Genomic DNA, 14,018 nt, shown 5'->3' with positions numbered 1-14,018 from the left:
TTTACGGCTCCTCTGCGTCCATCATTTCTTTCAGTCTCCGTGCGTCCAGGGGTTTCGGTTTTTCAGGCAGGGGCGGGACCGTCGCCGCGGCCGCCTCCAGGCCCTTCGAGATGTACCGGACCTTCTTCATCTCGAACTCGTGGCCGAGGTAGCCGGGCCTCGCCCCGCCGAGGTTCGCCCGGCAGCGGCGTTCGTCGCCGGGGGGAAAGCCCCGGTCCTTCACGAAGATGTGGGACGGGTCGAACTCCCTGACCTTCGCCACCAGGGCCTCGACCTCGTCGGGCGTGCCTGTCACCTGGAGGCCGAAACAGGTCTCCTTGATCATGACGCCGCCCGAGATCTCGTAGGCCCTGACAGCAAGGTCCTTCGGAGTGAGGAGGGGCGACTCGACGAAGACGTACTTCGTCACGGTGCCGACATATTTCGGGACATACTCAGCCACGGCGCTTCACCTCCCGCACATAGACGGTCTCCCCTTCCTTGAAGCGGGCGACCTTCTCCAGGTCGAGCACCGTGCCGATGAGGTTCGTGCTCTCGAAGGGTTCCGACGTCGGGCCGAACTCGGAGTTGTCGGTCGCCCGGACGCCGACCATGCCGGCGCCGCGGCGCGACTCGTTCGTCATCGCGAGGGAGGCCGCGGGCACGTGGTCTTTCGGGACATTCTCAGGGAGGATGTTGACGCTCTTCTTGATCTTCGGCTGGAAGAGGGTGACGTCCTCGAAGGTGAAGAGGACAGGCATCGACCCGACCGCATGGGTCTTGAGGCCGGTCGCTCGCCTGAAGATGTCGCAGGTGGCCGGGGCGTGGGCGTCGTCGAGAGTGATGCCGACGACCTTCTCCGCCGGGAGGACGGAGAGGACGACCGACCCCTTCGCAAGGGCTTCGAGGGTCGTGCCCGGCGCCTGGCCGACGACGATGAGGTCGTCGCCCTCGCCCTTCAGTTCGACCCCGATGCCCCTCTCCTCCGCGATCGCCTGCGCCCCGGAGAGGGGGAGGCCCACCAGGTCGAACCTGGGCGGGTCGACAGAGACCCTGAAGCGCTGCCCGCTCTCCGCAAGTTTCACGACCTCGATGCCGTGGGCGACATGCCCGACGAGAGTGTGTGCCGGGTGGCTCGGGATCTCCTCGCGGTAGATATAGATCCCGCCGCGGGACCCTCCTGCCGCCCTGACCGTGACCGCGCCCTCTCGCCGCGGCTTTTTGAGGTCCATCGAGACGTCCATCGGGACCATGGACTCGTCCCTGATGAAAGTGGAGGCCGCCCTGCCGACCGAGAAGAACCCGTCCTCCAGGGAGAGGAGGAGGTGCTCGACGCTCCTCGCAGTCTTCGTCCCGACAATGTCGCCGCCGTAGCCCTCGGCCGTCACCTCGACGCGGGTGACGACCTCGCACCCCTCTTCGAGGGGCGTCGCCGGGTCGGCGGTCGTGAACGACGTGGACCTGTCGGCCCAGGAGACGACCCTCTCGACCGCGGTGACCGCGTCGCCCGCCGTCCAGCGGTCGATGACGCCCCGGCCGCTGACGATCGTTCCGACGACCCCGCCGTCCGCGCCGGCGCCGAAGTCGGCGCGGTGGTCGGCGCGGGCGAAGAGCAGGACGGAGCGTGCCGGGTCATAGCCCGCACACCCGAGAACGACGTCGCCGCGGCCATACCGGTGCGGCCTCCTGTCGGGCGAGACGCCCGAGGGGAAGGGCCCGAACGCGGCGGCGTACCGGTCGCTCCAGCGGAGGGTGAGAGTGTCGGGGATGGTTTCGTTGCCAAAATACGTCGAAAAGAGAGGTGTGGTCTCGATCACGACCTCGCCCGCCGTGGTCACAAGGCGGATATGTCCGGTCTGCGCCGCCTCCATCGCCTGCGGGCGGATCACCGCCACGACATACGACCCGTCCAGGTCGGGGAGGAGGTCGCCGAGAGTCGCCCCGGCACCGGCCTCCACAGGTTTCCCGTCAAGGAGGACGTGCATGACTCCACCTAGTCCTGGGCCTTCCCCATGATCTCGCGTTCTTCGTCGGTCAACCTGGCGAGGACCTCTTTCGGTTCGCCAAGGGCGATGATCTTCCCGCCCCGCATCAGGGCGATCCGGTCGCAGATGTCGCGCACGAATGCCATGTCATGGGAGACGACGATAAAGGTCTCGTCCATCTGCTCGCGGGCGTGCATGATCGAGTGCTTCACGTCGATCTTCGTGATCGGGTCCATCGTACCCGTCGGTTCGTCCAGGATCACGAGCCGCGGCTCCCTGATGAGCACCTGCGCAAGGGCGACCCGGTGCTTCTCGCCTTCGGAGAGTTCGCTCGGTTTGCGGTTGAGGATCTCGCGGCTCTTCTCCTCGGAGAAACCCGCCATCTTCAGGGTGATGACCGCTTTCCTGATCGCCAGTTCCTTCGGGAACTCGAGGCCGATCGCGTCGGTGAGGTTGTCGAGGACGGAACGGTGCGGGTAGAGGTCGTACTCCTGGTGGAGGAGGCCGATATAGCCCTTCGCACGGCCACGGTACTCGATGCCGGGCTTGGTCATGTCCACCCACTCGTCGCCGATCCTGATGTTCATCTCGCCGCTCGTCGGTTCGATGATCCCGGAGATCATGCGGGAGAGAGTCGTCTTGCCGGCGCCGCTCTTCCCGATGATCCCGAAGATCTCCTTCTCCTTCACCTCGAAAGAGACGCCGTCGACCGCCTTGACCATGCCCCTGTCCACGGAGAGGTACCTCTTGATCACGTCGCGCGCCTGGAGGACATCTGCACCGAGTTCTGCCCTCTCGTAGACCTCGGTATCGGTGTAGCCCTCCATGAAGTGGTGGATCACCTCTTCCGGCGAACCGATCAGGTCGATCTCGCCGTCCTTCAGCATGATCGCACGGTCAGCGACGTCCTCGATCACCTGGGAGAAGTGGGAGGTGACCATCATGCCCATGTCGTTCGTCTCCGCGGCGGCCTTGAGCATCTCGTGGACCAGGGTCGCAGTACCCGGGTCGAGGGTGCCGGTCGGTTCGTCGGCGAAGAGGAGACAGGGCTCCTTTGCCAGTTGCCGGGCCAGGACAACGCGCTGCTTCTCGCCGCCAGAGAGGTCGCGGGCGATGTGCATCATCCTGTGGGAGAGGCGGACCTCGTCCAGGAGGTCGGCCGCCCGGGTGACCGCCTTCGTCGAGGGGTACCCGATGTCCTCGAGGGCGTGGAGGACGTTCTCGATGACACGGTCGTTCCCGTACAGGGCGAAGGTCCGCTGGAACATGATCGCGGACCTGGCCATGACCCGGCGCTTCATCGGCTCTTCGGCCGGGTTCCAGAGGTCGACGTCGACGGCCTGGAGAGTATGGCCGCACTTCGGGCAGGTCTTCCCCGCGGCACCAGGCACGTCCACCCAGTCGCAGCCGTCGCAGGCGGCGACATGGTAGACCACCTTTCCACTCGTCGGTGGTTGGTCGACCCCCCGGACCAGGTGGAGGAGGACCGTCTTGCCGGCGCCGCTCCTGCCGATGATGCCGACGATCTCACCCTCCCCAACCTCGAAATTGATATTGTTGAGGGCCCTCTTGCCGTTGAAATCCATGCAGAGGTTCTCGATTGTGATCAATGCGGTCATACCTTACTCCTTTGATTCCTCAGGGGTACTGTAGAGGTCAGATCATATTATCCTTTATATCGAGACAATTCCGTCCCCGCAGAGGTCCCTGACAATGGGCACGACATCGCTCACGTTACCGATGATGAAGTCGGCCGCATCGCAGAGTTTTTTCGGTTTCTGCCGCGACTGTTGCTCGGAAAGGATGGCGACATCGGCCTTCTCGAAGGCCTGGAGGTCGTTGATGCCGTCGCCCACCATGACGACGGTGTCGTAGCAAGCTTTCAGGTCGGCGACGATCTGGGCCTTGATCGAGGGCGTGGCGATGCCGTGGACCTGGTCACGCGGGATGCCCAGGTGGTCGGCGATCTTTTCGAGTTTGGCAGCCCTGTCACCGGAGGCGATGTAGGTGGCGACGCCCATCGCGTGGAGGTCGGCCATCGTCTCCTTCGCCCCCTCGAAGGGTCGGCCCCCCGCGGTCACGGTGAACTCGATGCCGGGTCTGGAGAGGTTGAGGATGGCGCCCGAGTCCATCACGACGAGGGACTCCTCCTTCAGGATCCTCCAGACGTCCCTGATGCATGTCTGGAGGTCCTCGACCTGAGCGGTGTCGTCCTGGTACAGGATGCGGGCGAGGTGTTCCTGCGGGACGACCTGGCGGAGGCAGGAGACACCGAAGCCGACGTTCCTGTCGCAGAGATAGGCGGAGAGGAGTTGGTCGGGCGACGCCGCGATGACGTCCCGCGAGTGGGCGTTGAGGGCGATGAGCACCCGCGACCGGTCGAGGCAGGTGAGCACCGTCGTCTCGACGTCGGGGAGGAGTTCGCCGGTGACGACGTCCCGCGCTGTCCGGTAACTCCGCAAAAGTGTGCCCGCACTGTCGAATACTACTGCAACGGTCATGGATACTCACCGGTAATGCTTATGTGATGGAGTATTCATCTACTCCATTAAAGTATGTTGCTGAATCAGACCGCAGAAAAAATCCGGTCCATGGAGATCAGGGGTGCGGGCCGGATCGCGAGGGCGGCGGCCGAGGCCCTGAAGGACCGTGCCGGGCGCGTGGAGACGGACGACATCGACCTCTTCAGGCGGGAGATGGGGAGGGCGGCGGAGACGCTCGTCTCGACGAGACCGACGGCGGTCTCCCTGCCAAACGCGGTGAGGTTTGTGATGAGGGGGATGGACGGGGCGACGACGGTGCGCGAAGCGCGGGACGGGTTGACAGACGCGGCGGACTCTTTCGTCCTCGCATCCGAACACGCGGTCGAGAGGATCGGGGAGATCGGCGCCCGCCACATCGCGGACGGCGACGTGGTCCTCACCCACTGTAACTCGGAGGCGGCGCTCGCCTGCATCCTCGCCGCCCACCGGGAGGGGAAGGAGATCGAGGTCTTCGCCACCGAGGTGCGGCCGCGGAACCAGGGTCTCCTCACGATCCGGACGCTGAACGATGCCGGGATAAAGACGAACTTCATCGTGGACTCGGCGGTCAGGTCTTTCATCAACGACGTCGACCTGGTCGTCACCGGGGCCGACGCGGTCACGGTGAACGGGGCGGTGGTGAACAAGATCGGCACGGCCCAGATCGCCCTCGCGGCCCACGAGGCGCGGACGAATCTTGTGGTGGCCGCGGAGACGTACAAGTTCGCACCCCGCACAATTCTCGGGGAGAGGATCGCGATCGAGGAGAGGGACATAGCGGAGGTGCTCGACCCGGCGGTCGCGGCGTCTCTCCCCAACGTCCGGGTGCGGAATCCGGCCTTCGACGTGACGCCGGCGAAGTACGTAGACCTGATCGTGACGGAAATGGGGGCGATCCCGCCGCAGATGGCCTATTGCATCATCAGGGACTATCTGGGCTGGGATCTTACCGAGTTCCAGAAGGCATTTTGAGAGGGACGAGATAAAACAGGAGTGAACAGTATAGATCTGCTGATTGATCACCCGATTCCATGAGGGGAAGCGCGAAACCGCCGCCTTCCCCTTAGAGGTACCGGGGGACTACATCGAAGGTCTTCGACCTTCTCGTTGCCCCCGGACCCCCGACATTAGGATAGAACGGGGGAAGAACGAACAGGAGGTCCTGACGGGGATATTCCATCCCACCCCAATCCTGAGCGGGGTGTGAGAGGAGCGAACTCGAGACGGTCGAAGACCTTCGAAGTCCGGGGGTGTAGTCCCCCGGCGCAGGTACTCCAGAAAAGGAATTATCATGAATACGCAAGAAGTGGTTTTCAAAGAACCGCTTGAAACTTCGTTTTATGAGCGATTCTACAGAAACCAGGAGTGAAAAGATGACAGACGTTACGGCAACCTATTATTTCCGCCCGCGGGCCGACACGACGCCCGAAGCGGCGGCGCAGGCGATCGTCGAAGAGGAGACGACCGGCACCTGGACCGACATCACGACGACGACCGAGTATGTCCGCCGTCTGGACGGCGAGGTGCTCTCGGTGGAGGCGCACGGCAGCGGGTATGTGACGCGGGTGCGCTACCCGGCCGAGATCTTCGAGGCCGGGAACATCCCGCAGTACCTCTCCGTCGTGGCCGGGAACCTCTTCGGCCTCGGACGCCTGGAGGCGGTCCGCCTCCTGGACGTCGACTTCCCGGACGAACTCGTGCCCTTCAGGGGCCCGAAGTTCGGGATGGAAGGGGTGCGGCGGTTGATCGGGACGACGGACCGCCCCCATGTCGGCACGATCATCAAGCCGAAGGTGGGCCTGACCCCGAAGGACACGGCCGAGGTCGCCTACCACGCGGCTATCGGCGGGGTTGACCTGATCAAGGACGACGAGACCCTGACAGACCAGACATTCTGCCCGATGGACGAGCGTCTCCAGGCGGTGATGGCACGCCTGGACGATGCGAAGAGCGAGACCGGACGGCAGGTCCTGTACGCGGTGAACATCTCCGCCCGTGCCGACGAGATCGTGGAGAGGGCCGAGCACGCGATCGACCTCGGGGCGAACATGGTGATGATCGACGTGATCACCTGCGGTTTCACCGCGCTCCAGGCCCTGGGCGAGGCGTCGTCGGTGAAGGTGCCGGTCCACGTTCATCGGACGATGCACGGTGCGATCACGCGGAACCCCGAGCACGGGATCGCGATGCGGCCGATCGCACGGATCGTCCGGATGCTCGGCGGCGACCAGCTCCACACGGGCACGGTCTCCGGGAAGATGAGCCACGACGTCTCCGAACTGAAGGGGGACAACGCCGCCCTGACAGACCCGTACTTCGGCCTGAAGCCGACCTTCCCGGTGACGAGCGGCGGCCTCCACCCCGGCAAGGTGGCGGCTGAGTTGAAGAACCTGGGCACGAACATCGTCCTCCAGGCCGGCGGCGGCATCCACGGCCACCCTGACGGCACCGAAGCCGGGGCGAGGGCGATGCGCCAGGCGGTCGACGCCTTCATGGCCGGCGTCTCGGCGGAGGAGTACGCGAAGGACCACTACGAACTGGCGAAGGCGCTGGAGACGTGGGGGAACAGGTAAGGATCAGATTTTTTCTTTTTTTGTGAGGGCAGACCCCTTTTACAGGATCTCATAGGAATAAAGAGCACAATAATAACCCGAAAGATAAAAACCGGTGCCCTTCGCTCGAGATCGTCAGAGGAGGAACGGCGGCGGCCCTGCTCGTCTGGACTTTCCTGACCCGGAAAAATGATCGAGCGGCATCAGGGGAGTGAAGGGCGAAGGAGGCAAGAGACCATGCAGGCGCAGGCCGACGCGAAAATAGATGATTCAATCAGAACAGGGATATAAAAGAACGAAGACATTCAAGCGTTTGAAGATCGGTTTTACCGGCCCTCAGACAACTCAGGTGGTACTATCCCCATTCCTACGATCGGAAGGAATGCCCCGCACGACAGGGACACGGCCGCCCCCTACCATTGTAAGAGGAGAAGTATGCCAGACATCACATCACTCATACTCACCGACCCCCGCCATCTCTTCGAGCACCTGAAAGAGACGTCACTGAAGGAAGACCTCCGGGTCTACTTCACCCTGGTCCTCGCCACGTCGGTCCTCTTCCTGCTGCCGATGTACTTTCTCGGGTCGGAACCGGGGACGGAGTACTCCGTCATGGGCCTGCCCTACGTCGTCGGCATCGCCCTTGCCACCGTCGTCCAGCTGGCGTGGAGTCTGATAAACGGGGCGGTCATCCTCCTGGTCGTCAGCCTCGTCGAGCATTTTTTCCTCCTCTTCGTCGACGAGAACCGGGGGTTCGAGAGGACGATGAAGTCGGTGGTCTATGCCCTCGTGCCCGTCATCCTCTTCGGGTGGGCGGTCGCTGCCGTCCCGCACGCGGGCCTGCTCCTCCTCGCCTGCTTCAGCCTGATCACCTACGTCGGCACACGCGTCTTCCATGAAAAGTCGCGGGACAGGGCCGCATTCGTCGCCCTCGCAACAGGCGCGGCCCTCCTCGCACTCTGCGCCAGGTGGGTTCTATAAACGAGGGACGACATTGTGACGATTTCCCTCCTGCCAAAGCACATATCCCCCTCAAGAGAGCACCATCTACTATGACCCTCCACCCCGCCCCTCCCTTCGACCTCTTCAACGTCTATTTCGAGCGCATCTACGACCCGACAATGCACCTCCTCTTCGCGTTCGACGGCGAGGTCGACGAAGAGAGGCTGAAGGAGGCAACGCTCCGCCTCGTCGCCGCGAACCCCTATCTCGGGTGCCGGTTCACGGACCGGGACGGCATGCCCTGCTGGGAAGAGACCGCGAAGAGTGATCAGGCCTTCGTCGTCCTCCCGCGAGGAACAGAGATGCCGCCCGCACCCCTCGACGTCCGCACGGGGCCGCAGGTGCGGGTGAGTCTGCTGCGGGAGGACGGCGGCGACCGCGTCGTCGTCACCTGCCACCACGGTTTTTCCGACGCCCGCGGCCTGGTGGACCTGGCGCGAGACCTCTTCGCGACCTACAGGGGGACCGCACCGGCACCCGTCGGGTGGTACGACCGGGGGACAGACCAGGTCCTCGCACGCTTCTCCGCAGCGGAGATCGAACGGGCGCGTGAGGAGGAGGAAACCTTCGTCGACAGGTGGCGCTTCCCCGTCGAGAGAGAGGGACGGGGAACGCCCCGCGTCGCATACAGGACTCTCCCTCCCGACTACCTCCGGCGGGCGAAGGAGTTCGGCAGGAAACACGGCGCGACCGTGAACGACATCATGATCGCCGCCTTCTTCCTCGCGGTCCTGAAGAGCAGGGACGACCCCGCCGACCGCGGCGCACCCCGCTCCATTCTCACTTCGGCAGACCTCCGCCGCCACCTCGACCGCCCTGTCCCGCCCATGAACCTCTCCGTCGCCTACGACATCACCCTCACCGCAGGCGAGGGGGCGGGCCTGGAAGACGTCATCGACCAGGTCACCGCGGCGACGAGACGGCGCAAGGCGAACGGCCTTGGCCTCGGCTGCATCCTCTTCTACGACGAGATCTACGCGGGCGGCGTCCCAGCGGTCGACGGGTTCTTCGACGGCATGATACAGAGGTACGGGGAGGCAGGCCTCAAGAACCCGGTCTTCTCCAATATCGGGGTGCTCGACGAGGGGATCGTCCTCCCCCTCGAAGGGAGGGACGGGAGACCCCTCGACCTCCGCCGTGCCTGCATCCTTCCCTGCGTCTGCTGGCCGTACGGGTTTCTCATGTCCCTCTCCACCTTCCGCGAGTCCATGACGATCGTCTCGGCCTACGAGGAAGGGCCGTACTCGCGGGAGACCGTCGAAGAGTTCCTCGATTTTGTGGTGGAATATCTCCCCTGACCGGAAACCGGAAGGGAGATCTAACCCCGCGGCCGCCCCATATCTCCCCCTCCGGATCGTCCGCCTCCCGCGGAAACGGTATATAGCGCCGCGGGCATTCTAGAGATACACAGGAGAAATATGGACCCGTCATCAAAGGCACCGGCATTTCTTGTCGCGGCGCTCGCCGTGATACTGGTATCCATCGGCGCTGCATCGATCTATGCCGACCTGAACTCCGGCCGGGAGGGGGGAGAGGCCGGGGCGGCGATCAGAGAGGTGATCCCCGACATCGGCGACGCCGACCTGGAGAGGTTCCTCGCGTGCGATATCTGCGCCGCCTACGGGAGGGTTGGTGAGGGGCAGGACCTTCTCGCCGTCCTCCAGGCGGCCGGGCCGGAACTTGAGCCGTACCTCTACCCCAAAGGCCCGGTCTACTCTTACGGCATCACCTACCCGGGCTGCATCCAGATTTTTCTGGACGGAAAAACCCCGACCAACCACGCGACCACGGACACGATCTACCAGGTCATCGAACGCCACGGGAGAGGGGTGGGGGTGAAGAGCACGCCGGTGATCTTCGCCCGCACTCCCTTCGCAAACAGGACGGCGACTGAAGAGATGATGTCACCGCCCTGGATGAAAGGGAAGGAGGCATGACGTTCCGGGACAGGACCACGCACACAAAAAGTTCCTTGCGGCCAGAGAGAGATCGCCGCCGACAGGAATACCTGACCGGCAATGACAGATAGACGATCTGCACAGAAATGATATTATTCAAAGAAGGCACCATTTCCCATCACGGGTCTCTGAAAGAGGCTCTGCAGGACTTCACCCATTGCCAGGTGGGGGGATGGAACACCCAATTGCCGTCCTCCCCAATCCTGCATACCCATCACGCGGGTGTCCCGAGCACCCGCACCATCGTCTCCGCTCTTTTGTTCCCTTCGAGCAGACTAACCAGCGAAGTGATATAGCGTGGACAGGGAAAACATAGAGGTATGGAGATCCGGTTCACCAAACTGCACGGCAATGGCAACGACTTCGTCCTGATCGACGAGATGGAGGGCACGGTCATCCCCGACGAGATGAAGGGGGGTTTTGCCGCCCTGTACTGCGACCGCCGCTTCGGCATCGGCGCGGACGGCGTGCTCTTCATCTCTCCATCGGAAAGGGCGGACGTGAAGATGCGGCTCTTCCAGCCGGACGAGAGCGAGGCCGAGATGTGCGGGAACGGCATCAGGTGTCTGGCGAAGTACGCCCTCGACGCGGGCCTCGCCGCCGGTACCTGCACGGTCGAGACCCTCGCGGGCGTCATGCCGGTCGAGATGGACTATGACGACGACGGCGAGTTCTGGGCGACGATCCGGATGGTCGACCCGGCCTTCGAGCGCTCCGCGATCCCGGCGACCGGCGAGGGGGAGTATGAGGAGGAGATCGACGGCTTCACCGTCTACGCGGCGAACACCGGCGTCCCCCACGCCGTGATCTTCGTCGACGACGTCGCCGCCGTCGACGTCCTGGCCGCCGCACCCCGCATCCGCCACCACCCCTCCTTCCCGAAGGGGGCGAACGTGAACTTCGTGCAGGTGACGGGCGAGGACGGGATCAGGGTCCGCACCTTCGAGCGGGGCGTCGAGGGCGAGACCGAGTCCTGCGGCACAGGCGCCACGGCGTCGGCGGTCGTCGCCCACCGTCTCGGCCGCGTCGGTTCGGAAGTGCATGTCGAGACGAACGGCGGCCCCCTCGTCATCGAGTGCGGGGAGACGACGACGATGCAGGGCCCCGCGGTGACGGTGTTTACCGGCGTCATCGAGGGGTGAGATAGCCCTCCTCTTTTTTGAAACGCGACACGTCTTCCCGGATCTTTCGACGCCTGCAGGCGGGTCGGTGCAGCGCCCGACCAGATCGATCTTATATTCCTCGGCGAGCATACGGACCGTCGTCAGACAAACGCCGAGACGGTGATCCGCATGGCCGGGACGAAGAGCGACCGCACAGCCGGTCCGGAGAGCATCATCAGGATCGAGCACCTCTCCAAGGTCTTCAGGGACGGGAGCCGCACGGTGAAGGCGGTGGACGACGTCTCCTTCGAGGTGCATAAGGGAGAGATCTTCGGCCTTCTCGGCCCGAACGGGGCCGGAAAAAGCACGATCATCCGCATCCTCACCACCCTCCTCCGGCCCAGCTCGGGGAAGGTGTTCATCGGCCCCTACGACGTCGCCCGCCAGCAAGAGGAGATCCGCCGGATGATCGGGGTCTGCCCCCAGACCAGCACGCTCGACCTTGAACTCACCGCCTACGACAACCTGGACTTCCACGGCAATCTGCAGGAGGTCGATCCCTGCATTCTCGACGACAGGATCAGGGAACTCCTCGACATGGCCGACCTCGCCGACCGCGCCCACGTGCCGGTGCAGACGTTCTCCGGTGGGATGAGGCGAAAACTGGAGATCGTGCGGGCTTTCATCCACAGACCCCTCATCCTCTTCCTGGACGAACCGACGATCGGCCTCGACCCTGAGTCCAGGCGGGAGGTCTGGCGGCAGGTGACGGCCCTGAACAGGGAGGAGACGACGATCATCCTGACCACGCACTACATGGACGAGGCGGAGAAACTCTGCGACCGCATCGCCTTCGTGGACAGGGGGCGTCTCCTCAGCCTCGACACCACTGAGAACCTCAAACATTCCCTTCCCTCAGGGGACGTCATCGAGATCGGGGTCGATACGGTGGACGAGGAGACACTCGCGGATCTGCGGGGGGACAGTCGCCTCACCTCGGTGGAGGCGAGGGAGCACACGCTCATCATCTCGGCCGAGAACGGGAGCCGCGTCCTGCCCTCCATCGTCGAGGTGTTCGAGAAGCACGACCTCCCCATGACCTCGATCGCCATCCGCTCCCCCTCGATCGAGGACGTCTTCATCTACCTCACCGGAACGCGGCTGGACGGGGGGAGGGGTCGTCCATGATGCGGGGAGCCGTCGCGATCTTCAGGCGGGACTTCAAGAAGTTCCTGGGGAACCCGGCCATCATCGTGATGACCCTCTTCATGCCCATCATGTACCTGATCATCTTCGGGAACGCCATGGGCGGGACGATCACCCACATCCCCATCGGGGTGGCGCAGGAGGTGCCCTTCGAGAACGAGACGCCCCTCTATCTCTCGGCCGTCGACGGCCTCGGCCACTTCCACAGCGGGGACAACCCGCCGATCTTCGACGTCACGGTCTTTTCCGGGGAAGAGACGGCAAAAGCGGCTTTTGACGATGGGAAGGTTATGGCCGTGGCGATCTTCCCCTCAGGGGTCGCGACCGACCGCCCAGTCCGCCTCTATCTCGACAGTTCCGAGTATATGATCCCCGACCTGATCCAGTCGGGGGTGAGCAGCGTTATAGCGCAGTCAGGGGCGAACAACCCGTTGCTGGTCTCGAAGATCTACGGCGACATCAAGTATATCCAGTTCTTCGGGGTCGGGGTCATCGTCATGGCCATCTTCATGACCACGATGATGGGCGGGGGGATCGGCCTGATCCGCGACAGGGAGAACGGGATCATCGAGGGCTATCTGGTCACGCCGGTGAAGCGTTCGAGCATCATTCTCGGGATCATCGCGAGCGGGACGGTCAAGGCGTTCATGGCCGGCTTCATCATCTTCCTGGTCGACATCGTCGTGGCTGGCGTCGTGGTCGACGGCATGGAGACCTTTCTCATGGTCCTGGTCGTCCTCTTCATCATCAGCATCGGGATCACGAGCCTGGTGGTCTCGTTCAGTTCGCGGTTCTCATCCCAGCAGGAGTACGCCTCGGTCGTGGCCTTCCTGAACCTCATCCTGTTCATGACCAGCGGGGCGTTCTACCCGGTGCTCGGCATGCCGTCCTGGCTCCGCTGGATTGCCGTGATCAATCCTGAGTACTATGCGATCCACGCCCTGCGGAGCCTGATCCTGCGGGGGCGGGTGAACCTCATCGGCATGGACCTGCTGGCGCTCATCGTCTTCTCCGGGATCGCCATCGCCCTCGGGATCACGACCTACCGCCGGACGCTGGAGTGAGGGGAATGCCTGCGTCTGCGGGTGCCGGGTCAGGACGCAGAGGATGCCGTCGAACGGTTGGCAGGGGTCGCACCGGGGGATGAATGGTATCCGGCCCGCACCTGATCTGGGGCGGGCTCCTCACATCCCGATACGCCCGGTCCGGGGGGATGGGGAGAGATCCCCATACCTACAGAGCGTTAGAATCTGACGCGGGGCGCCTCGGCCTCCCGCATGTTGTACTCCATCGTCCAGAGATATGCATCGCCGTGGGCGACGCGGAAGACGGCAAGCCTGGGATCATCCGCACCCGAGATGCCGATCTGGAGAAGCCACGGGCGCTCTCTGACGAGCCGCCCTTTCAGGGCCGCATCTTCGAGGAACTCGGCCTCTCCTGCGACCCGCATCATCGTTCCCGCACCCTCGGCGGGAGCATAGAAGCAGAGTTCGATCTTCGGGTTCGTCATAAGTTGCTGCCAGATCTTTTTCGGCGTGCCGGTGTGATAGTAAAACCCGCTCTCATCGGCAAACCACATGGCAAACGCCCGGACCCTGGGCTGGTCGCCGTCCATGGTCGCAATATACGTCACCGGATTTTCGTTTGCAAATTTCACGCAGTCGGAAAAGTCCATTCTTCTCCCTCGTACAGCCATACGGAGGGGCCGGCA

At 63.7% G+C, this 14,018-nt stretch carries 13 protein-coding genes; 8 read left to right on the top strand and 5 right to left on the bottom strand.

Translation table 11 applies throughout. From position 1 onward, the window contains the following. Nucleotide 1: 1 nt before the first annotated feature. The 4 genes from MEFOE_RS02880 to MEFOE_RS02865 are packed head-to-tail and all read right to left on the bottom strand — an operon-like array spanning nt 2 to nt 4,465. On the bottom strand, nt 2-442 hold the full coding sequence (locus tag MEFOE_RS02880; protein WP_067047989.1) for a methanogenesis marker 6 protein: 441 nt from the start codon (nt 440-442) through the stop codon (nt 2-4). Then, on the bottom strand, nt 435-1,964 hold the full coding sequence (mmp3, locus tag MEFOE_RS02875) for a methyl-coenzyme M reductase-associated protein Mmp3 (RefSeq protein WP_067047987.1): 1,530 nt from the start codon (nt 1,962-1,964) through the stop codon (nt 435-437). The genes MEFOE_RS02880 and mmp3 overlap by 8 nt, the downstream gene beginning before the upstream one ends. Before the next feature lie 8 nt (nt 1,965-1,972). Beyond that, a complete protein-coding gene (gene atwA, locus MEFOE_RS02870) occupies nt 1,973-3,583 on the bottom strand; it encodes a methyl coenzyme M reductase system, component A2 (RefSeq protein ID WP_067047985.1) in 1,611 nt (536 codons plus the stop codon). Between the two features lie 54 nt (nt 3,584-3,637). Further along, nucleotides 3,638-4,465 carry an HAD family hydrolase gene (locus MEFOE_RS02865; protein WP_067047983.1) on the bottom strand — a complete coding sequence of 276 codons (828 nt, stop codon included), beginning with the start codon at nt 4,463-4,465 and terminating at the stop codon, nt 3,638-3,640. Nucleotides 4,466-4,519: 54 nt separating this feature from the next. On the opposite strand from MEFOE_RS02865, the gene MEFOE_RS02860 reads away from it, so the two are divergent. From MEFOE_RS02860 to MEFOE_RS02825, 8 genes are all read left to right on the top strand, one after another. Next, entirely contained in the window at nt 4,520-5,458 is a 939-nt protein-coding gene (locus MEFOE_RS02860; RefSeq protein ID WP_067047982.1) for a ribose 1,5-bisphosphate isomerase, read from the top strand. Between the two features lie 401 nt (nt 5,459-5,859). Next, a complete protein-coding gene (locus MEFOE_RS02855; RefSeq protein ID WP_067047979.1) occupies nt 5,860-7,059 on the top strand; it encodes a RuBisCO large subunit C-terminal-like domain-containing protein in 1,200 nt (399 codons plus the stop codon). Between the two features lie 414 nt (nt 7,060-7,473). After that, nucleotides 7,474-8,019, top strand: coding sequence for a YIP1 family protein (locus tag MEFOE_RS02850; protein WP_067047977.1), 546 nt, complete (start codon nt 7,474-7,476; stop codon nt 8,017-8,019). 71 nt (nt 8,020-8,090) lie between these two features. Continuing rightward, nucleotides 8,091-9,338, top strand: coding sequence for a condensation protein (locus MEFOE_RS02845; RefSeq protein WP_067047976.1), 1,248 nt, complete (start codon nt 8,091-8,093; stop codon nt 9,336-9,338). A gap of 120 nt (nt 9,339-9,458) precedes the next feature. Continuing rightward, nucleotides 9,459-9,977 (top strand): hypothetical protein, encoded by a 519-nt coding sequence (locus MEFOE_RS02840; RefSeq protein WP_067047975.1) that lies wholly within the window; start codon nt 9,459-9,461, stop codon nt 9,975-9,977. A gap of 341 nt (nt 9,978-10,318) precedes the next feature. Next, nucleotides 10,319-11,140 (top strand): diaminopimelate epimerase, encoded by an 822-nt coding sequence (gene dapF, locus MEFOE_RS02835; protein ID WP_067047974.1) that lies wholly within the window; start codon nt 10,319-10,321, stop codon nt 11,138-11,140. Between the two features lie 150 nt (nt 11,141-11,290). Then, nucleotides 11,291-12,289 (top strand): ABC transporter ATP-binding protein, encoded by a 999-nt coding sequence (locus MEFOE_RS02830; RefSeq protein WP_067047973.1) that lies wholly within the window; start codon nt 11,291-11,293, stop codon nt 12,287-12,289. Further along, a complete protein-coding gene (locus MEFOE_RS02825) occupies nt 12,286-13,371 on the top strand; it encodes an ABC transporter permease (RefSeq protein WP_067047971.1) in 1,086 nt (361 codons plus the stop codon). Before MEFOE_RS02830 ends, MEFOE_RS02825 begins: the two co-directional genes overlap by 4 nt. Nucleotides 13,372-13,550: 179 nt before the next feature. Here MEFOE_RS02825 and MEFOE_RS02820 read toward each other — a convergent pair whose 3' ends face one another. Next, nucleotides 13,551-13,982, bottom strand: a complete 432-nt coding sequence (locus tag MEFOE_RS02820) for a pyridoxamine 5'-phosphate oxidase family protein (RefSeq protein WP_067047964.1) — start codon at nt 13,980-13,982, stop codon at nt 13,551-13,553. Nucleotides 13,983-14,018 lie beyond the last annotated feature (36 nt).

The organism is Methanofollis ethanolicus, assembly GCF_001571385.1.
In the GTDB taxonomy this organism is placed as follows: domain Archaea; phylum Halobacteriota; class Methanomicrobia; order Methanomicrobiales; family Methanofollaceae; genus Methanofollis; species Methanofollis ethanolicus.
Note: the sequence above shows the minus strand (reverse complement) of the source record. Positions and strands in the feature narration are given on the sequence as shown.